Annotated in this window: 19 protein-coding genes; 13 read left to right on the top strand and 6 right to left on the bottom strand. The window is 70.6% G+C overall.

All coding sequences use genetic code 11. The annotated features are described in order from the left end of the window. Positions 1 to 88: 88 nt before the first annotated feature. Positions 89 to 1,075 (bottom strand): phosphotransferase, encoded by a 987-nt coding sequence (locus tag O7616_RS29560; protein ID WP_282304941.1) that lies wholly within the window; start codon positions 1,073 to 1,075, stop codon positions 89 to 91. A 61-nt stretch (positions 1,076 to 1,136) separates the two neighbouring features. On the opposite strand from O7616_RS29560, the gene O7616_RS29555 reads away from it, so the two are divergent. The 8 genes from O7616_RS29555 (at position 1,137) to O7616_RS29520 (ending at position 9,616) form a co-directional block, all read left to right on the top strand. Continuing rightward, complete coding sequence (locus O7616_RS29555; protein ID WP_282257117.1) at positions 1,137 to 1,673, top strand: DUF4240 domain-containing protein; 537 nt, start codon at positions 1,137 to 1,139, stop codon at positions 1,671 to 1,673. Between the two features lie 116 nt (positions 1,674 to 1,789). After that, entirely contained in the window at positions 1,790 to 3,664 is a 1,875-nt protein-coding gene (lepA, locus tag O7616_RS29550; protein ID WP_282257118.1) for a translation elongation factor 4, read from the top strand. A 388-nt stretch (positions 3,665 to 4,052) separates the two neighbouring features. Further along, positions 4,053 to 4,337: a GlsB/YeaQ/YmgE family stress response membrane protein gene (locus tag O7616_RS29545; protein ID WP_088991454.1), complete on the top strand. Its 285-nt coding sequence runs from the start codon at positions 4,053 to 4,055 to the stop codon at positions 4,335 to 4,337. 895 nt (positions 4,338 to 5,232) lie between these two features. After that, positions 5,233 to 5,517, top strand: coding sequence for a GlsB/YeaQ/YmgE family stress response membrane protein (locus O7616_RS29540; protein ID WP_088991454.1), 285 nt, complete (start codon positions 5,233 to 5,235; stop codon positions 5,515 to 5,517). A 247-nt stretch (positions 5,518 to 5,764) separates the two neighbouring features. Next, complete coding sequence (locus O7616_RS29535; protein ID WP_282304940.1) at positions 5,765 to 7,051, top strand: sugar ABC transporter substrate-binding protein; 1,287 nt, start codon at positions 5,765 to 5,767, stop codon at positions 7,049 to 7,051. Next, the gene (locus O7616_RS29530; protein WP_282304939.1) at positions 7,048 to 8,034 is read left to right on the top strand and encodes a sugar ABC transporter permease; all 987 of its coding nucleotides are present in this window, start codon (positions 7,048 to 7,050) and stop codon (positions 8,032 to 8,034) included. Before O7616_RS29535 ends, O7616_RS29530 begins: the two co-directional genes overlap by 4 nt. Next, positions 8,031 to 8,861, top strand: a complete 831-nt coding sequence (locus O7616_RS29525) for a carbohydrate ABC transporter permease (RefSeq protein WP_269682769.1) — start codon at positions 8,031 to 8,033, stop codon at positions 8,859 to 8,861. Before O7616_RS29530 ends, O7616_RS29525 begins: the two co-directional genes overlap by 4 nt. Positions 8,862 to 8,974: 113 nt before the next feature. Continuing rightward, positions 8,975 to 9,616, top strand: coding sequence for an MOSC domain-containing protein (locus O7616_RS29520; RefSeq protein ID WP_282304938.1), 642 nt, complete (start codon positions 8,975 to 8,977; stop codon positions 9,614 to 9,616). A gap of 49 nt (positions 9,617 to 9,665) precedes the next feature. Here O7616_RS29520 and O7616_RS29515 read toward each other — a convergent pair whose 3' ends face one another. Both O7616_RS29515 and O7616_RS29510 read right to left on the bottom strand, forming a co-directional pair. Next, entirely contained in the window at positions 9,666 to 10,568 is a 903-nt protein-coding gene (locus tag O7616_RS29515) for a phytanoyl-CoA dioxygenase family protein (RefSeq protein WP_088988074.1), read from the bottom strand. A gap of 220 nt (positions 10,569 to 10,788) precedes the next feature. Then, positions 10,789 to 11,649 (bottom strand): hypothetical protein, encoded by an 861-nt coding sequence (locus O7616_RS29510; RefSeq protein WP_282304937.1) that lies wholly within the window; start codon positions 11,647 to 11,649, stop codon positions 10,789 to 10,791. Between the two features lie 359 nt (positions 11,650 to 12,008). Between O7616_RS29510 and O7616_RS29505 the strand changes: the two genes are divergently transcribed. Continuing rightward, entirely contained in the window at positions 12,009 to 12,773 is a 765-nt protein-coding gene (locus tag O7616_RS29505; RefSeq protein WP_282257123.1) for an SDR family NAD(P)-dependent oxidoreductase, read from the top strand. A 90-nt stretch (positions 12,774 to 12,863) separates the two neighbouring features. Here O7616_RS29505 and O7616_RS29500 read toward each other — a convergent pair whose 3' ends face one another. Further along, on the bottom strand, positions 12,864 to 13,673 hold the full coding sequence (locus tag O7616_RS29500; RefSeq protein ID WP_282304935.1) for an enoyl-CoA hydratase-related protein: 810 nt from the start codon (positions 13,671 to 13,673) through the stop codon (positions 12,864 to 12,866). Positions 13,674 to 13,692: 19 nt separating this feature from the next. Between O7616_RS29500 and hemW the strand changes: the two genes are divergently transcribed. Beyond that, a complete protein-coding gene (gene hemW, locus O7616_RS29495; protein ID WP_282307770.1) occupies positions 13,693 to 14,916 on the top strand; it encodes a radical SAM family heme chaperone HemW in 1,224 nt (407 codons plus the stop codon). 43 nt (positions 14,917 to 14,959) lie between these two features. On the opposite strand, the gene O7616_RS29490 is transcribed toward hemW, so the two are convergent. Further along, a complete protein-coding gene (locus O7616_RS29490; protein ID WP_282257125.1) occupies positions 14,960 to 15,589 on the bottom strand; it encodes a DUF4870 domain-containing protein in 630 nt (209 codons plus the stop codon). 226 nt (positions 15,590 to 15,815) lie between these two features. On the opposite strand from O7616_RS29490, the gene hrcA reads away from it, so the two are divergent. The 3 genes from hrcA (at position 15,816) to O7616_RS29475 (ending at position 18,791) form a co-directional block, all read left to right on the top strand. Beyond that, a complete protein-coding gene (gene hrcA / locus O7616_RS29485; protein ID WP_282257126.1) occupies positions 15,816 to 16,838 on the top strand; it encodes a heat-inducible transcriptional repressor HrcA in 1,023 nt (340 codons plus the stop codon). Between the two features lie 71 nt (positions 16,839 to 16,909). Further along, a complete protein-coding gene (gene dnaJ, locus O7616_RS29480; RefSeq protein ID WP_282264793.1) occupies positions 16,910 to 18,055 on the top strand; it encodes a molecular chaperone DnaJ in 1,146 nt (381 codons plus the stop codon). Between the two features lies 1 nt (position 18,056). Beyond that, the gene (locus tag O7616_RS29475; RefSeq protein WP_282304934.1) at positions 18,057 to 18,791 is read left to right on the top strand and encodes a 16S rRNA (uracil(1498)-N(3))-methyltransferase; all 735 of its coding nucleotides are present in this window, start codon (positions 18,057 to 18,059) and stop codon (positions 18,789 to 18,791) included. A 4-nt stretch (positions 18,792 to 18,795) separates the two neighbouring features. On the opposite strand, the gene ppk2 is transcribed toward O7616_RS29475, so the two are convergent. Then, a complete protein-coding gene (ppk2, locus tag O7616_RS29470; protein ID WP_282257128.1) occupies positions 18,796 to 19,707 on the bottom strand; it encodes a polyphosphate kinase 2 in 912 nt (303 codons plus the stop codon). Positions 19,708 to 19,757: the final 50 nt, after the last annotated feature.

Raw genomic sequence — 19,757 nt, 5'->3', positions numbered from 1 at the left:
CCGGGGCCGCAGGGCTGCCGGGCCGCTGGGGTGCCGGGCCCGCCGGGCCACCGGGCCGATGAGGGGCGCCGGGGCTGGCGGGCGGCTGTCAGCGCCAGCCCCGCCGGCGGGTCAGCCACTCGAGCGACTGCTCGCCGCTCCACCGCTGGTGGGCGGGCAGGTGTGGCGATGCCGTCGCCGGTGCCGCCGCCGCGCCGGTGAGGTAGTAGCCGGCCAGCGCGGCCAGGGTCGCGTCCAGAGCGTCCGGGGGCGCGTCGGCGGTCGCCGGGTGGGTGGCGAAGAGCCGGTCCGCGTCGAGCCCGCTGGCGTACGCGGTGAGGAGCAGTCCGGCCAGGTCGAACCAGGCCGGTCCGGAGGCCACCCAGGTCCAGTCGCAGAACCAGGCTCGGCCGTCCGCGCCGATCAGCACGTTGTCGACGCGCAGGTCACCGTGGATCAGGCCGGTCGCCTCGGCGGCGTACCGGGGGAGGAGGGCCTCCAACGCGACCAGGTCGGGCAACCGGTCCAGGATCGACGAGGGCAGCGGCGGCGCCGGTTCGCGGCCGGCGGCGACCTCCTCCCACCAGAGGATGTCCGAGCGGGCCAGATCGGCCAGGTGTGGCAGGTTGAGGGCGGTCAGTTCGGCCGGCGGGTCGGCCAGGGCGGCGGCGACCTCGGCGTACCCGCTGAGGGTGGCAGCCAACTCGGCCGGCACCCAGGGCAGGCGCGGGGTGTGGCCGTCGACGGCGTCGGTGCAGAGCACGAACCAGTCGCCCTCGTACAGCGTCCACCGGGGGCGGGGCACCGGAAGGTCGACCGGCAGCCGCTCCAGGATCGCCGCCTCCCGGGCGTACCACTCGACCAGGTGCGGTTGCTCGACGGCGGGTGCGGCCTTCACGAAGGCCCGGCCGCCGTCGGCGGTGTGGAGCACTGCGGCGAAGCCGCGGGTGAAGCCCGCGCCCGCGACCCGGGCGGTCACCACCGGCGCGCCGAGCCGGTCGGCGACCGCGGCCCGCACCGTCGCCGGCAACGCCGACCAGGACGGCCGTTGGGCGCTCGCGTGGTAGGGCACCGGCGGCAACGGAGGAGAGGACACCACACCATGCTGCCCCGGGGTGCGTGCGCGACGCGCGGCGACACTGCCAGACTGCCAAGCCATGAGGACCGAGGACTTCTGGCAGCTGATCGACGAGGCCCGGGCCGGCGGCGGGGGAGAGCCCGGGCCGGTCGCCGCGCGGGCCGTCGCCCTGCTCGCGGAGCGCGATCCGGAGGACATCGTCGGGTACGCCAGACACCAGACCCGGGTGCTGGCCGCCTCGCACAAGGCTGACCTGTGGGGCGCGGCGTACCTGATCAACGGTGGCGCCTCGGCCGACGGCTTCGAGCACTTCCGGGGCTGGCTGATGACCCAGGGGCGGGCGGTCTTCGCCCGCGCAGTCGCCGAACCGGACTCGCTGGCCGAACTGCCGCAGGTGCGGGCGGCCTCGCTCAGCGGCGAGGAGTTCTCCGCCGAGCGGATGCTGTCGGTGCCCTGGGACGCGTACCGCAAGGCCACCGCGACCGAACTACCAGCGGACCGGGACCCGGTGCGGACGCCGGACCTCAACGACTTCTGGGACTTCGACGACGAGGACGAGGCGCGTCGGCGGTTGCCCCGGCTGGCGGCGCTCTTCGTCGAGCCACCGCTGGAGTGAGGCGTCCGCGGACCGATGCATCGCCCGCGCAGTGGGCGTACCTCGGCGGCGTGGGAACATAGAGGGGGTCGGCGGCGCGCCGGCCTGTTCACGTCAGCCGACCAGAACGGACCGCTGTGCCACCGAAGCTCGATCCCGGCGCGAACGCCCCTGGTGCCACCGACCCCGGTCGCATCCGGAACTTCGGCATCATCGCCCACATCGACCACGGGAAGTCGACCCTGGCCGACCGGATGTTGCAGCTCACCGGTGTGGTCGATCCCCGGCAGATGCGCGCGCAGTACCTGGACCGGATGGACATCGAGCGCGAGCGCGGCATCACCATCAAGAGCCAGGCCGTTCGCATGCCGTGGACCATCCGCGAGGGCGAGCAGGCCGGTGAGCAGGCCGTGCTCAACATGATCGACACCCCGGGGCACGTCGACTTCACCTACGAGGTGTCCCGGTCGCTGGCCGCCTGCGAGGGTGCCGTGCTGCTCGTCGACGCCGCCCAGGGCATCGAGGCGCAGACCCTGGCCAACCTCTACCTGGCGCTCGAGAACGACCTGCGCATCATCCCGGTGCTCAACAAGATCGACCTGCCGGCGGCACAGCCGGAGAAGTACGCCGAGGAGCTGGCCCACCTCATCGGCGGCGACCCCGCCGACTGCATCCGGGTCTCCGGCAAGACCGGCGAGGGCGTTCCACACCTGCTCGACGAGATCGTCAGGCAGTTCGTGCCGCCGGTCGGCGACGCCGAGGCGCCCGCCCGGGCGATGATCTTCGATTCGGTGTACGACGTCTACCGCGGCGTCGTCACGTACGTCCGGGTCATCGACGGCCGGATCAGCGCCCGCGAACGGATCAAGATGATGTCCACCGGGGCCGTGCACGAGCTGCTGGAGATCGGCGTCATCTCGCCCGAGATGGTCAAGGCCGACGCGCTCGGCGTCGGCGAGGTCGGTTACCTGATCACCGGCGTGAAGGACGTCCGGCAGTCCCGGGTCGGTGACACGGTCACCATCAACAGCCGGCCGGCCGGCGAGCCGCTCGGTGGCTACAAGGACCCGAAGCCGATGGTCTACTCCGGCCTCTACCCGATCGACGGGTCCGACTACCCGAACCTGCGCGAGGCGTTGGACAAGCTCAAGCTCAACGACGCCGCCCTGGACTACGAGCCGGAGACCTCCGGCGCGCTCGGCTTCGGCTTCCGCTGCGGCTTCCTCGGCCTGCTCCACCTGGAGATCATCCGAGAGCGGCTGGAGCGGGAGTACAACCTCGACCTGATCTCCACCGCCCCGAACGTCGTCTACCGGGCGATCACCGACGACGGCGCGGAGATCGTGGTGACCAACCCGAGCGAGTACCCCACCGGCAAGATCGCCGAGGTGTACGAGCCGGTCGTCCGAGCCACCGTACTGACGCCCAACGACTACGTGGGCGCGGTCATGGAGCTCTGCCAGGGCCGACGCGGCACCCTCCTGGGCATGGACTACCTCTCCGCCGACCGGGTGGAGCTGCGCTACACGCTGCCCCTCGCAGAGATCATCTACGACTTCTTCGACCAGTTGAAGAGCCGCACCAAGGGCTACGCCTCGCTCGACTACGAGCCCTCCGGCGAGCAGGCGTCCGATCTGGTGAAGGTGGACATCCTGCTGCACGGCGAGCCGGTGGACGCCTTCAGCGCCATCGTGCACAAGGACAAGGCGTACAACTACGGCGTCACCATCGCCGCCAAGCTGCGTACGCTGATCCCGCGCCAGCAGTTCGAGGTGCCGATCCAGGCGGCCATCGGCAGCCGGGTCATCGCCCGCGAAACCATCCGTGCCATCCGCAAGGACGTGCTCGCCAAGTGCTACGGCGGTGACATCAGCCGTAAGCGCAAGCTGCTGGAGAAGCAGAAGGAAGGCAAGAAGCGGATGAAGATGGTCGGCCGGGTCGAGGTCCCGCAGGAGGCCTTCATCGCAGCGCTCTCGTCCGACTCCGGCGACACCAAGGCCCCCAAGAAGTAACCCCACCCGCTGCTCGCGCTGCCCCACCCGCTGCTCGCGCTGCCCCGCCGTGCTCGCGCTGCCCCACCCGCTGCTCCGCGGTGATCAAGAGGTTTGCGTCACCGGAGACCCGGATCCTGACGCAAACCTCTTGATCACCGGACGTGGGCCGGGGCGTGGGATGCGGGGAGGATTTTTTCGGGCTTTCGCGGGAGGTCGTCGCCCCGGGCAACATGATGCCTGACCTGTATGGACGCGCGCCCCACTCAAACGACGCAACCGGTCGACATCGACGTTGGCGATTTGTTTGCGACTGAGTCGGTTTGGATTTTCGGTGGGTCGGGCATCTAACCCTCACGACAGGAAGCACACAGATCGTGTGTCAGACATTCTTTGAGGGAGGGTGGCCGTGGAGCTCACCGTGTGGGGCATCATCACTGCGATCGTTGTTGGTCTCATTGTCGGCGCGCTTGGCCGCCTGGTGGTTCCGGGTCGGCAGAACATGCCGATCTGGCTGCATCTGTTGATCGGTGTGGGTGCGGCGCTGCTGGGTACGGTGTTGGCGCGGGCGATCGGGATCGCGACTGAGACCGCTGGTGTGGACTGGGGCGAGCTGCTGGTGCAGGTTGTCGTCGCGGCGATCGCGGTCGCTCTGGTGGCCGGTGTCGGTGGCCGCCGCCGCGTCACCCGATGACACCAGCACTGCCGTAACACCGCGACACTTCCGAGGGGCGTCCAGCCGACAGGCTGGGCGCCCCTGGCGTTTCTTTATCCGGACGGAATGGCGGCCATGGGCCCCGTTTGTCGGCCTGATCCGCTGGCAGCAGTCGTGATCGACTCGAGTTCAGCGAAGTCGGGCTATCCCGCTGCCTCGGATACCGCAGTTTCGGCGATCTCGTGTTGATCATGTCCGGTGCCCGGTGCCCGGTGCCCGGTGCCCGGTGCCCGGTGCCCGGTGCCCGGTGCCCCGGTCGGGATGATCAATGGAGTCTTGGTGTCGGCTGGTGGCGGTCCGGCGGCGCGATCGTGGTGATCGACTCCGGATCGCCGATCTGGCGGTCTCTGGCCGACCCTGATACCGCAACATCGCCGAGGTGGAGTCGATCTTTCGCTTAGTCGGAGCGCGGCCGAGCCTGCCAAGCCAATCCAGTCGTCCTGCCGGGGGCCGACGGCCTGGTCGAGGGCGGTCTTGTCGGTCGACTCCGACGGCCTGGTCGAGGGCGGTCTTGTCGGTCGACTCCGTCGGCCCGGTCGAGCGTGCGCTGCCGGTCGAGCGTGGCCCCACAGCCCTGCCTGTCGGGCCTGGTCCCTCCTCGCCCCGCTGCGGCGCCCGGCCAGGACTGGCAGGGGCTGCCGGGCTCGACCGGCAGAGCCAGCGGGGCTGGCAGGGCCGACTCAGTCGACCTGGTCGATCGTGGCGGGGGTTGGTCCCGATCCTCCCAGGCGGGCTGATGGAACGTGTCCTTGTCGGCCATGTCGTGATCGTTTGGTGAGCGAAGTCGGTTTGGATTTTCCGCCGGTCGGGAACTTAGCGGTCACGACAGAAAGCACACCTTGTGTGTCAGAACATTCTTTGAGGGAGGGTGGCCGTGGAGCTCACCGTGTGGGGCATCATCACTGCGATCGTTGTTGGTCTCATTGTCGGCGCGCTTGGCCGCCTGGTGGTTCCGGGTCGGCAGAACATGCCGATCTGGCTGCATCTGTTGATCGGTGTGGGTGCGGCGCTGCTGGGTACGGTGTTGGCGCGGGCGATCGGGATCGCGACTGAGACCGCTGGTGTGGACTGGGGCGAGCTGCTGGTGCAGGTTGTCGTCGCGGCGATCGCGGTCGCTCTGGTGGCCGGTGTCGGTGGCCGCCGCCGCGTCACCCGGTAACGACCCTGCATCACCTGGCAGGACAGCACTGACAACACAGCACTACACGAAAGAGCGCCCGGCCTCGGCTGGGCGCTCTTTCGTGCCGGTGTGCCCGACTTCGACCCGGTGCCGCAGCGCCGTTGGTCGGGCTGCTGCGGTACGGTCGCCACGCTTCGGCCGGTCCCGCCCACTGTCGTAAAGGAATTCTCCGTACTAGGGTGCGGCGGAGAAGGTTAGTTCCAAGCGGCGCGAGGGGAGAAGTGGCGTGAACAGGTGGAAGCGGCTGGCCCCGGTCACCGCCGTGGTGGCCTCGGCCGCGATGGTGCTGACCGGCTGCGGAGGCTCCGGCGAGGACGCGGCTGACGACAGCAAGCTCACGGTCTGGATGATGGGCGAGGGCGGCGAGGCGCAGAACACCTTCCTCGACTCCGTCGAGACGGAGTTCCGCCAGAAGCACCCCGACACCGACGTGGTGGTGCAGTACATCCCCTGGCTCGAGGCGCCCAAGAAGTTCCAGGCGGCGCTCGCCGGCGGTGAGGGACCGGACATCACCGAGCTGGGCAACACCGAGACCCAGGGCTGGGCGGCCCAGGAGGCGCTCGCCGACGTGAGCGGTCGGATGGGCGGCTGGGCCGACGGCAAGGACCTGCTGCCCGACCTGGTCCGCAACGCGCAGCTCGACGGCAAGCAGTACGGCGTGCCCTGGTACGCCGGGGTGCGCGCCATCTACTACCGCACCGACTGGTTCGCGGAGGCCGGGGTGCAGCCGCCGAAGACCTGGGACGACCTGGTCGCCGTCGCCAAGGCCGTGCAGGCGAAGAAGAAGGGCACCTACGGCATCGCCCTGCCGGGCAATTCGGAGCTGCCCTTCTACTCCTTCCTGTGGGGGGCCGGCGGCGAGATCGCCAGCAACCAGGGCGGCACCTGGAAGTCCGGCTACACCACGCCGGAGGCGCAGAAGGCCGTCAAGTACTGGACCGACCTGGTGACCGTGCACAAGGTGGCCCCGCCCGCGGCGGCCGGCTGGAACGAGATCGACGCGCGGACCCAGTTCGCCACCGGCAAGGCCGCGATGGCCTTCGCCGGAAGCTGGCAGCAGGGCGCCATCAAGAAGGACAACCCCGAGATCGAGAAGGTCTGGGGTACGTTCCCGATCCCCGGCCCGGACGGCAAGGCGGCGCCCGGTTTCGCCGGTGGTTCGGACGTGGCGATCTGGAAGGACAGCGAGCGGCAGGACCTGGCCTGGGACTACCTGACCGTGCTGCTGAACAAGAAGAACGCGCAGAGCTTCGCGAGCAGCCTCGGGTTCTTCCCGGTCTACCAGGACCTGGTCGCGGGTGACACCTACGCCAACGACAAGGTGATGGCGGCGTTCGCCACCACCATGCAGAACACCAAGCTCACGCCGCTCACCCCGAAGTGGGTGGAGGTCAGCCGCACCAAGACGGTGACCCAGGCGATGAACAGCTCGGTCATGAAGGGGCAGAAGACGGTCGAGAAGGCCACCGCCGACGCGGCCGCCGAGATGGAAGGCATTTTGAACAGCAAGTGAGCTCACAGACAAAAAACCCGGAGACGTCCGCCGCGCGGGAGACCCCCGCGCGGCGGCGTCGCCGGGTGGACCGCCTGCCCTACCTGCTGCTCCTGCCCGCGTTGGTGATCATCGGAGTGCTGCTGCTCTGGCCGCTCGGCCAGGTGGTGGTGATGTCCTTCTACCGACTGAACAACGTCCGGCAACTGCGCGGTGACCGTGAGTGGCCCTGGGTGGGGCTGGGCAACTACGTCGACATCCTCTCCGACCCGTTCTTCCTGACCGTCCTGCGCAACACGGTCCTGTTCGCGGCGGCCAACGTGCTGCTCACCATGGTCCTCGGCACCCTGGTCGGGCTCCTGCTCAACCGGCTCGGCCGCAGGATGGCGACCTTCGTGGCCAGTTGCGTGATGCTTGCCTGGGCCACCCCGGCGTTGACCGGCACCATCGTCTGGAAGTGGATCTTCGACGACACGAGCGGCCTCGCCACCTGGCTGTTCAACGCGCTGCCCGACGGGCTCTCCACCAGCCTGTTCGGCCGCAGCGACTGGACCGGATACGGCTGGTTCAACTCACCGCTGCTCTTCTTCGCCATCCTCACCCTGGTGGTGGTGTGGCACTCGTTCCCGTTCATCGCGGTGAGCGTGCTCGCCGGTCTCAAGAGCGTGCCGAGCGAGCTGCACGAGGCGGCCCGGGTGGACGGCGCGAGCCCATGGCGGGTCTTCTGGAAGATCACCTTCCCGCTGCTGCGCCCGGTCTTCGGGATCCTGATCATTCTCTCCACGATCTGGGACTTCAAGGTGTTCACCCAGCAGTTCGTGCTGGCCGGTGGCACCCAGGACCGGCCGACGTTCATGCTCGCCATCTACTCGTACGCCGAAGCCTTCTCTCCACCGCCGAAGTACGGACTCGGCGCGGCCATCGCGGTGATCCTCACGCTGATCCTGCTCGTGGTCACCGGCTTCTACGTTCGGATGGTGCTCAGGCAGGAGGACGAGTCGTGAAGAAGGTCGCTCTCAACGCCGCCGGGCTGCTGGTCGCGCTCTTCGCGGCGTTCCCGGTCTACTGGATGATCTCCACCTCGCTGAAGCCCAGCAACGAGATCTTCTCGGCCACTCCGCAACCGGTGCCGACCCACCCGACGCTGGCGCACTACCGGGAGATCCTGACCGGCAACCTGATCCCCGGCGTGAGTTTCCTCGACTTCTTTCTCAACAGTGCGTTGGTCGCCGTCTCCACAGTGGTGCTCAGCGGCCTGGTCGCCCTGCTGGCCGCGACAGCGGTGGCCCGGTTCCGCTTCAAGCTGCGGACCAGCTTCCTGATCATGTTGCTGGTGGTGCAGATGATCCCACTGGAGGCGCTGGTCATCCCGCTGTTCCTGATGATCCAGCGGCTGGGGCTCTACAACACCCTGCCCAGCCTGATCCTCACGTACCTCGGCTTCTCGCTGCCGTTCGCGGTCTGGATGCTGCGCGGATTCGTCGCGGCGGTGCCCAAGGAGTTGGAGGAGGCGGCGGCCATCGACGGCGCGAGCCGGGCCCAGACCTTCCGGCGGGTCCTCTTCCCGCTGGTCGCGCCCGGACTGGTCGCCACCAGCATCTTCTCCTTCATCACCGCGTGGAACGAGTTGATCTTCGCGTTGACGTTCATCAACGACCAGGGGAGCTACACGCTGCCGGTGGCGATGACGTTCTTCTTCGGCCGGGACGACACCAACTGGGGGCCGGTGATGGCTGCGTCCACCCTGTTCACCCTGCCGGTGATCATCTTCTTCCTGCTGGTGCAGCGCCGGATGGTCTCCGGCCTGGTGGCCGGCGCCGTCAAGGGCTGACCCGCACGCCGTGGCCGGCGCTCGTCAAGGGCTGCACGCCGCGGCCGGTGTGGTCGAGGGCTGACCTCACGCTGCGAGGGCGGGCGGATCTGACCCTTACTAGGCTGGCCGTCATGACGGGCAGGGTGGCAGCGGTGAACCTCGGCACGGTGACCGAGGCGGAGTGGGCCGGCGACGCGAGTGGTCGCAGCGGCATCGACAAGCGGCCGGTGGACGGCCCGGTGTTGGTCCGGGTCGACGGGGTGGTCGGCGACTTCATCGGCGAGCGCGCCCATCACGGCGGTCCCGACCAGGCGGTGTACGCGTACGCCGAGGAGGACGCCGCCTGGTGGGCGGCCGAGTTGGGCCGTGACATCCGACCGGGTGGCTTCGGGGAGAACCTGTCCACCTACGCGGTCGACGTGACCGGCGCGGTGATCGGCGAGCAGTGGCTGGTCGGCTCGGCCCTGCTCCAGGTCACCAAGCCGCGTACGCCGTGCACCACCTTCGCCGGGTTCTGGGGCGTACCGGATCTGATCAAGCGGTTCACCGCCCGGGCGCTACCCGGCGCCTACCTGCGGGTGCTCCGGGAGGGGGAGGTGGGCCCGGGCGACCCGGTCGAGGTGGTGGAACGGCCGGCACACGGTGTGACCATCGGCGAGGTGTTCCGGGCCACCAGCCTGGAGCCGGAGTTGCTGCCTCGGTTGCTCGAAGCGGAGGACCTGCCGGAGCCGATCCGGGAGAAGGTCCGCCGCCGGCTCGCCAGTCAGGCCTGAACGCGAGGAAGGCCCTCGGTCTGCCGAGGGCCTTCCTTCCAGCGGTACGTCAGCGGAGCCAGGGGATGTTGCGGTCGAGCAGACCGCGCTCCTTGAGCTCCTTGCGCAGCGGGATCTCGTCGTCGACGTACCCGTCCCAGTTGATGCCCCAGTAGTTGGCGGTGTGGGTGCCCTCACCGATCAGCTGGCGCTGGACCGGGGTGCGGTTGCGGTACCACTCGCCGTTCACGTCGGGGTGCAGCTCGTCCAGCGGGCGGATCCACCGGTAGGTGTAGCCGACGAAGAGCATCTTGCGGGTGATCGTCGACAGGTTCGTCGAGCGCGAGTGCCACTGCCGGCGGTCGAAGATGAACGCGTCACCCGGGTTGGCGGTGATCTCCACCGTGCCCTCCGGGTCCGGGTTGTGCACGCTGAGGTCCTTGGGCCGGTCCAGCGAGTTCCACAGGTGGCTGCCCGGGATGACCTTGGTGGCGCCACGGCCGGTCTCCGACAGGTCCGACAGGACGTACGCGACCTTCAGCGAGAACATCGGCCGGGGCAGGTTCGGGTCCATCGTCTCCGGGTCGGAGTTCTGCCGGTACCCGTCCTGGTGCCAACCCCAGTACGGCTTCTCCGGCTCGGCGGCCGGCGGGGTGACGTCCAGGTGGTTGTGGTGGGTGTAGATGTTCCAGCCGGCCAGCCCCCACATGTACGGGAAGGCGATCGGGTGGGTCAGCAGCTCACCGAAGAGTTCGTCGCGCTCCAGGAAGCCCAGCAGGTGCAGGGTGCCGTCCTTCTTGGTGGTGCCCTTGGCCTGCTCCTCCGCGTAGACGCGGTCGACAGCCGCCTCCAGCGCCGCCCGGTGGTCCTCCGTCAGGACGTTGCGCAGCAGGAGGAAGCCCTGCTCGTGGAACTCCTTGCGGTCAGTGTCGCTGATCGGTTCGTAACCGGTCCGGTCGCCGTAATCGAACACCGCGTCGTACCCCTCCCCATGAGGTGAATCCTTTTCTGGCACAGGCCGCCGATCGTAACGCGGCGGCCGATGCCTCGGGGAGGGAGTCTTCGATGCGTGGACCGCAGCGGGACCCCGCGCAGCGGGAGAGCTGCGGAGAGTGAGATCTTCGTGATCGATGCAACCTTTGATGGGCATTTGTCCGATTGTGCGGTGACTGCCGGTTAAGAGATCCGGGTCGTCAGCCCTCGTTGAACACCTCGGCCACCACCTGACCGGCGGGGCTCTGCTCGCCGTCCGCTCGACCCCAGGTGCCGGCGCGGGCGGTCCACTCCAGGTCGCCGAAGCGGACGCGCTTGACCCCGTGGTCCTGCGCGTGGGAGACCAACCAGTGCGCGTACCGCCAGCCGTCGCGTTGATCGCCGGGAGTGACCGTCAGCCCGGTCGGATCGGTCGGGTCGAGGCCCTTCAACCCCCAGTCCAGCACCAGGTTGCGGGTCAGTTGCGCGGCCGCCGCCGCGCCGTGCATCACCGGGGTACGCCCCACCGTGCAGGCGACCGCTCCGGTGGCGTCGCCCAGCAGGGCTCGGCTGAGCACCTCGGAGTCGTCGGCCCACTTCTGGTAGGCCTCCGGGAAGGCCGAACGCTGCACCCGTTGGGCGGCGTCGGTGACGCGCATCTTCTCCCAGCCGCGCACCTTCTTGAGCGCCGCGTAGAACCGGTTGGCCGCGTAGCGCGGGTCGCGGATCTGCGCCGGCGTGCCCCAGCCCTGGCTGGGCCGCTGCTGGAACAGGCCGACCGAGTCGCGGTCGCCGTCGGCGAGGTTGCGCAGCCCGGACTCCTGGTACGCGGTGGCCAGCGCGACCACCACGGCCCGCTCGGGCATCTTGCGCTGGGCGCCGATCGCCGCGATGGTCGCCGCGTTCGCCATCTGGTCGGCGTCGAGCGCGACCCGGCCGTCGGCCTGCACTGTGCACTTCCGGGCCGCCAGGGGTAACTGGAGGCGGTCACCGACCTGCCGTACGACGAGCCAGATCGCGATCACGGCGACGAGGATGAGGACCACTCCACCCGCCACGGTTGCCCGAGTTCGCACCCACACCCCCAGATCGACAGTCTCCCAAGCGTACGTCCCCCCCGGACCTCTCCGGGTCGTCTGAGCGGTTCGGGACCGGCTCTGCCGAGGCGTGCCGATCGGGACATTCCCGCTTTGGGCCCGGTCTCACCTGCCGGAACGGCCCTCTGCCGCAGCCCCGCCCGGCGACAATCAGGCGCATCAGGCACACACCGTGCCAGCGCTCCGCGTGGTGCCCGTCCGGCCTGTTCCGCACGTCACGGCCTCGATCCCGCCGGGAAGTGATTGACCGGTCAAGGAGTTGCCGCAGTTGACATGTCAATCGCTTGACCGCCCGGCCGTCCGACACCGGCGACCGGACCGGTCACGGAGCAAGGAGGAGTTCCATGGGAACGCTCGACGGCAAGGTCGTACTCGTCACCGGCACCGGCGGCGGTCTGGGACGCGTCGCCGCGCAGATCTTCGCGCGGGAGGGCGCGAAGGTCGTCGGAGCCGACATCCAGGTCGACGGCAACAACGAGACCGTCGAACTCGTTCGTAACGCCGGCGGTGAGATGACGGGCATCGCCCCGGTCGACCTCACCGACCCGGAGCAGGTGCGTACCCTCGTCGAGGACGCCGCAGCGGCCTACGGCGGGCTCGACGTGGTCTACAACAACGCGGCGGCGCTCCGCTTCGGGCCGATGCCCGACTTCTCGGTCGAGGACTGGCGCTACACCATCACCGGAGAACTCGACATCCCGTACTTCGTGTCGAAGTTCGCCTGGCCGCACCTGGTGCGGCGAGGCGGTGGCGTGATCATCAACGCCGCCTCCATGGCGGGGTCGATCGCCGGTCACGTCCCCCCGATGGTCGGCCACACCGCGGCGAACGCCGGCGTCATCGGTCTGACCCGACAGCTCGCCCTCGAAGGCGCGCCACACGGCATCCGGGCGGTCGCGGTCAGCCCCGGGCCCATCATCAGCCCGGCCAGCGAGCGCGACCTGGGTGACAACCAGGCGGCCCGGGACGCCATCACCGGAAAGACGCTGCTGAAGCGCTTCGCGCAGCCGGAGGAGGTCGCCGAACTGGTGGTCTTCCTCGCCTCCGACCGGGCGTCCTACATCACCGGCGCCAACTATCCGGTCGACGGCGGCGCGACCGCGTGGTGACCGCCGGGTGGGCGCCGCCGCTCGACGGCGGCGCCCACGACGGTCACCGCGGCGCGGCGGCCCCGGTCTGCCGACCGGTGAGCCCCGGTCCTACCCGGCATGATCAGCGGAACCACCGTCCAGAGCGGCCACCCATCGAGTCAATCTCTTCTCCCGGAACGCGGTGACTCCCTCGCGCCCCTCCTCGGAGAGGAAGTAGCCGGTCGACAGGGCGGACAGCCGGGCCAGGTCCGCGCGCAGCTCGGCGGTGCCCGGTCGACGCAGCAACTCCTTCGCGCCGGCCAACGCGCCGGGAGCGCCCCGCACCAGCGAGTCGCAGTAGCCCCGCACCGCGGCGTCCAGCTCGGCGGCGGGCACGGAGGCCGTGACCAGGCCGACCTGGGCGGCCCGCCGCCCGTCGAAGGTGTCCCCGGTCAGGTACAGCTCGGCTGCGGCGCGCGGGTGCAGCCGGGGCAGCACAGTCGCCGAGATCACCGCCGGGATCACCCCGATCCGCACCTCGGTGAACGCGAACGTCGCCTCGTCGGCGCAGACCGCCAGGTCGGCGGCGGCGATCAGGCCGAGCCCACCGGCCCGCGCCGGCCCGCCCACCCGGGCCAGCACCGGCTTCGGGCACTCCCAGAGCGCCGCGAGCACGTCACCCAGCATGCCGGCGGGAACCGTCCCGCTGGCGTACGCGGCGGCCGTCTCCTTCAGGTCCGCACCCGAGCAGAAGACCGGGCCGGTGTGGTCCAGCACGATCGCCCGGACCGTCTCGTCGGCGACCGCGTCACCCAGCCCGGCCAGCAGCTGGGTCATGAGACCGGTGGAGAGCGCGTTGCGGTTGTGCGGGCTGTCCAGGGTGAGGGTGGTCACCCCACGGGCCGTGGCGACCCGCACGAGGACGTCGGGAGAGGTCATGCCGGGCACACTAGTGGCCATGCCCGGCGTCCTTCCAGATGGTGAGACCGTCCCCGCCGACGGATCGCTGCCCGCCACCGCCACCACAGCGGTCGGCGCACGCGGCTTCGGCGTGTACGTCCACGTGCCGTTCTGCGCCAGTCGCTGCGGCTACTGCGACTTCAACACCTACACGGCCGCCGAGCTGGGCGGCGGCGCGAGCCGCGACGGGTACGCCGACACCGTCCTGGCCGAGCTGGCGCTCGCCGCCCGGGTGCTGGGCGACAGCCCACCGCCCCGGGTCGACACCGTCTTCGTCGGTGGCGGCACGCCCACCCTGCTCCCCGCCGACGACCTGGCCCGCATCCTCGACGGCATCGACCGCACCTGGGGGCTGGCCGCCGACGCCGAGGTGACCACCGAGGCCAACCCGGAGTCGGTCACCCCGGAATCCTTGAAGCTGCTGCGGGCCGCCGGCTACACCCGGATCTCGCTGGGCATGCAGTCCGCGTCGCCGGGGGTGCTGGCGATCCTGGACCGCAAACACAGCGCCGGGCGGGCCACCGCCGCCGCCCTGGAAGCCCGCGACGCCGGCTTCGAGCACGTCAACCTGGACCTGATCTACGGGACACCGGGGGAGCGGGCCGAGGACTTCGCCGCCTCGTTGGAGCAGGTGGTCGCCGCTGGGGTGGACCACGTCAGCGCGTACGCCCTGATCGTCGAGGACGGCACCCGGCTCGCCGCCCGGATGCGGCGCGGCGAACTGGCGTACCCCAGTGACGACGTGGCCGCGGACCGCTACCTGGCCGCGGAGGCCGCTCTCGACGCGGCCGGGCTCTCCTGGTACGAGGTCTCCAACTGGGCGCGCACCGACGAGGCCCGGTGCCGGCACAACCTGCTCTACTGGACCGGCGCGGACTGGTGGGGCCTGGGGCCGGGGGCGCACAGCCACGTCGGTGGCGTGCGGTGGTGGAACGTCAAGCACCCCTCGGCGTACGCCCAGCGGTTGGCCGACGGCGTGTCTCCCGGCCTGGCGCGGGAGGTGCTCACCGCCGACGAGGCGCACATGGAGGACGTGATGCTGCGGCTACGCCTCGCCGGCGGCCTCCCGTTGGCCGTGCTCGACGCCACCGGACGGGCAGGCGCCGAGCGGGCGCTGGCCGACGGTCTGCTGGCCGCCGACCAGTACGCGGCCGGTCGGGCGGTGCTCACCCTGCGCGGGCGGCTGCTCGCCGACGCGGTGGTGCGCGACCTGCTGCCCTGAGCGGGACGGTGCGGGGCCGGCCGGGGGAGCGGCCGGCCCGCTGTCACTTGACGAAGCTCGCGGAGAGCGGGTAGCGGTAGAGCTGCCCCTCGTTGGCCTTGATTCCGGCCAGGATGCCGAACACCGCGCCGAGGATGATGGCCGCGCCGACCCCGATGAAACCGATCAGGATGCAGGACAGCACCCAGCCGACCAGGCCGACGATCGACCAGATGAGCTGGAAGTTGAGCGCCGCCACGGCGTGCGCCCGCACGGTCGGGGACTGGTTGCCGCGGACCAGCATCGCCACCAGCGGGGCGATCCAGCCGAGCACGCCGCCGCTGATGATCATCCCGGCGGCGCCGCCGAAGTGCGCGATCAGAGCCCAGGTCTTGTCTTCGTTGTTCGCGTAGCCGCCGCCGGGGCCGCCGTACGCGCCGCCGGTCGGGTAGCCGCCGGGCGGGGGATAGCCCCCGGGCGGAGGGTATCCACCCGCCGGAGGGTAGCCGCCTGACGGCGGTTGGTCACCGGTGGGCGGCGGATAGCCACCGGGCGGGGGATAGCCGCCCGGGCCCGGTGCGCCGGACAGTGGTGCGGTGGGTGGCTCGGCCGACGGGTACGAACCCGGGGAGGTCGGCTCCGGCGGATGGTTGCCGGGGTCACCCGCGCCGGGAGGGCGAGGAGGTTCAGTCATGGATGTCACGGTAGGGGCACCTGGCAACGCCGCACCAGTGCGACACCGCCCGGCGGTGTGGGCCGATCGGACCGGTGGGGGTGGCGCGGGCCGCACCGACCGGCCGCCGTTGATCATCGCGTCGGCGGGTGCACCGACGTAGACTGGCACTCGTTACAGTCGAGTGCCAGGACGGCCCGGCCGGCCCCGGAGGTCGGCGGCCGACGTGCGACAGGAGGTGCGGAGGATGGGTCTCGACGACCGGAAACTCGCCGTGCTCCGCGCCATCGTCGAGGACTACGTCTCCACCCAGGAGCCGGTCGGCAGCAAGGCGCTGGTCGAACGGCACCAGCTCGGGGTCTCCCCGGCCACGGTCCGCAACGACATGGCCGTGCTGGAGGAGGAGGGCTACATCCGGCAGCCGCACACCAGTGCCGGCCGGGTGCCCACCGACCGTGGCTACCGACTCTTCGTCGACCGGTTGTCCCGGGTCAAGCCGCTCAGCCCGGCCGAGCGTCGGGCCATCGAGCGCTTCCTGGTCGGCGCGGTCGACCTCGACGACGTGGTGCACCGCACGGTGCGGCTGCTCGCCCAGTTGACGCGGCAGGTGGCCGTCGTGCAGTACCCGTCGCTGGCCCGTTCCTCGGTGCGTCACCTGGAGCTGGTGCCGATCTCCACCACCCGGCTGATGCTCGTCATGATCGCCGACACCGGGCGGGTGGAGCAGCGGCTGGTGGAGTTGCCCGGGCCGGTGCCCGCCGACGACGTCACCGACCTGCGTCGGCTGGTCAACGAGAAGCTGGCCGGGGCTCGGCTGTCCGACACGCCGCCGCTGGTGCAGGCACTGGTCGAGGAGGCGTCGCCCGAGTTGCAGCCGACGATGACCATGCTCTCCACGGTGCTCCTGGAGACGCTCGTCGAGCGGCACGAGGAACGCATCGCGCTGGCCGGCACCGCGAACCTCACCCGGGGTGGTCTGCTCGACTTCCAGGGTTCGCTGCGGCCGATCCTCGAAGCGCTGGAGGAGGAGGTCGTGCTCCTCAAGCTCATCGGGGAGACCGAGCCGAGCACGACCCGGGTGCTGATCGGCGACGAGAACGAGTTCGACAACCTGCGGGCCGCCTCGGTGGTCAGCACCGGCTACGGCCCGGGCGCGACGATCGTCGGTGGTCTCGGGGTGCTGGGGCCCACGCGGATGGACTACCCCGGCAACATCGCCACGGTGCGCGCCGTGGCACGCTACGTGGGCGAGTTGCTGGCCCAGAACTGACCAGTCAGGGCCGACGGCCGGCGGCTGCCGGATCGGCGCAACGCGAGACGAACATGAGGACACGGAACGCAGTGGCCAGGGACTACTACGGCATCCTCGGTGTGAGCCGGGAAGCCTCCGATGACGAGATCAAGCGCGCCTACCGCAAGCTGGCGCGCCAGTTCCACCCGGACGTCAATCCGGACCCGGAGGCTCAGGAGAAGTTCAAGGACATCAACGCCGCGTACGAGGTCCTCTCGGACGACCGGAAGCGGCAGATCGTCGACCTGGGTGGCGACCCGCTCGCCCCGGGCGGCGGCGGTGCCGGAGGCCCCGGGGGCCCCGGCGGTGCCGGCCCGTTCGTCGGTTTCCAGGACATCATGGACGCGTTCTTCGGCGGTGCCGGGGGCAACACCCGGGGTCCGCGTCCGCGTACCCGCCCGGGCGCCGACGCGATCCTGCGACTCGAACTCGACCTGCACGAGACGGCGTTCGGCGTCGAGGCGCCGATCACCGTCGACACCGCGGTGCTCTGCACCACCTGCTCCGGCGCCGGCACGGCCGCCGGCACCCACCTGGCGACCTGCGAGGCGTGTGCCGGTCGCGGCGAGGTGCAGTCGGTGCAGCGCACCTTCCTCGGCCAGGTGGTCTCCGCCCGGCCGTGCACCGTGTGCCAGGGCTACGGCACCACCATCCCGCACCCGTGCCCCACCTGCGCGGGCGACGGTCGGGTGCGTACCCGCCGTTCGCTGACCGTCAAGATCCCGGCCGGGGTCGAGGACGGCATGCGGATCCGGCTGGCACAGCAGGGCGAGGTCGGCCCGGGTGGCGGCACGGCCGGTGACCTCTACGTGGAGATCCACGAGCGGCCGCACGACGTCTACTCCCGCAAGGGTGACGACCTGCACTGCCGGGTCACCGTGCCGATGACCGCGGCGGCGCTGGGCACCCGGCTCACCATCAAGACCCTGGACAGCGAGGAGACCGTCGACGTCAAGGCCGGCACCCAGCCGGCCAGCACGCTGCGGCTGCGCGCCCGGGGCGTGCCGCACCTGCGCGGCACCGGTCGCGGCGACCTCTACGTGCACCTGGACGTGCGGACACCCACCAAGCTCGACCCGGACCAGGAGAAGATGCTGCGCGACTTCGCCAAGACCCGCGGTGAGGAGGTCGCCGAGCTGTCCAAGCAGGGCGGCTTCTTCTCCCGGATGCGCGACGCGTTCAACGGGCACGCCTGAGGTGTCCGCGCCGCTCTTCCTGGTCGAGGCGCTGCCCACCGGCGACGCGCTGACCCTGGCGGGTCCGGAGGGGCACCACGCCGCGACCGTGCAGCGGCTGCGCGTCGGTGAGGAACTGCTGCTCGCCGACGGCCGGGGCGGCACGGCCGCCGCCGTGGTCACCGCCGTCGGCCGGGGCAGCCTGGAGGTCACCGTCGCCTCCCGGGGGTACGCGGACGCGCCGGTACCCCGGATCGTCACCGTGCAGGGCATCGCGAAGGGCGACCGGGGCGAGCTGGCCGTGCAGGCGATGACCGAGGTCGGCGTCGACGAGATCGTGCCGTGGGCGGCGTCGCGTTCGGTGACCCAGTGGCGCGGTGACCGGGGCGTACGGGCCCGGGAGAAGTGGGTGTCGACCGCCCGGGAGGCGGCCAAGCAGGCCCGCCGGCCGTGGCTGCCGGTGGTGGCCGGGTCGCCGGACGAGTCGACCGCCACGGTGGCCCGCCGGATCGCCGGTGCCGCCGCCGCGTTCGTGCTGCACGAGGAGGCCGACGAGCGGCTGACCACCGCCGACCTGCCGACCTCCGGTGAGATCGTCCTGGTGGTCGGCCCGGAGGGTGGCATCGCCCCGGCCGAGCTGACCGCGTTCCGCGAGGCAGGCGGCCGACCGGTGCGGCTCGGTCCGGCGGTGTTGCGTACCTCGACCGCCGGAGTGGCGGCGCTCAGCGTGCTCGCCACCCGCCTCGGCCGCTGGTGACCGTTCAGGGCCTCGGGAACACCGGCACGACCTCCTCCTCCGGCCCCAGGTCCAGCCCGGCGTTCCCGATGATCTGCGGGTCGGGTGTGCCGACCACCGCGAGGTCCTTGCCGTCGTAGTCGAAGCGGTGCAACACGTGCCGCATCGCCTCCAGCCGCGCCCGCTTCTTGTCGTTGCTCTTCACCACCGTCCACGGCGCGTCGGCCGTGTCGGTCCAGAAGAACATCGCCTCCTTGGCCTCCGTGTACTCGTCCCACCGGTCCAGCGACGCGATGTCCATCGGGGACAGCTTCCACTGCCGGACCGGGTCGACCTGGCGGATCGCGAACCGGGTGCGCTGCTCGTTCTGGGAGACGGAGAACCAGAACTTGACCAGCCGGATGCCCGAGCGCACCAGCATCCGCTCCAGCTCCGGGGCCTGCCGCAGGAACTCCAGGTACTCCTTGCGGCCGCAGAAGCCCATCACCCGCTCGACGCCGGCCCTGTTGTACCAGGACCTGTCGAACAGCACGATCTCACCGGCCGCCGGCAGGTGCGCCAACCACCGCTGGAAGTACCACTGGCCGGCCTCCCGCTCGTCCGGTTTGGCGAGTGCCACCACCGACGCGCCGCGCGGGTTGAGGTGCTCCATGAAGCGCTTGATGGTGCCGCCCTTACCGGCCGCGTCCCGCCCCTCGAAGATGATCAGCAGCCGCTCGCCGGACTCCTTGATCCAGTCCTGGAGCTTCAACAGCTCGATCTGGAGCAGCCGCTTGTCCCGGTCGTACTCGTCGCGGTCCATCCGTTCGTCGTACGGGTAGTCCTCGCGCCAGGTGTCGACGGGAGTCCCGTCGGGTCGGAGCAGGACGGGGTCGTCGTCGTGGCCGTCGGCCACCCGGTAGTCGGCAGTGAGGTCCAGCAGCGCGGAGTCGGCCATGTCGGTGGGACTTACCCATCCACGTGCACCGAACCACTCCCCGGACCGGG

It is taken from the genome of Micromonospora sp. WMMD964, from assembly GCF_029581455.1.
Taxonomy (GTDB): Bacteria; Actinomycetota; Actinomycetes; order Mycobacteriales; family Micromonosporaceae; genus Micromonospora.
Note: the sequence above shows the minus strand (reverse complement) of the source record. Positions and strands in the feature narration are given on the sequence as shown.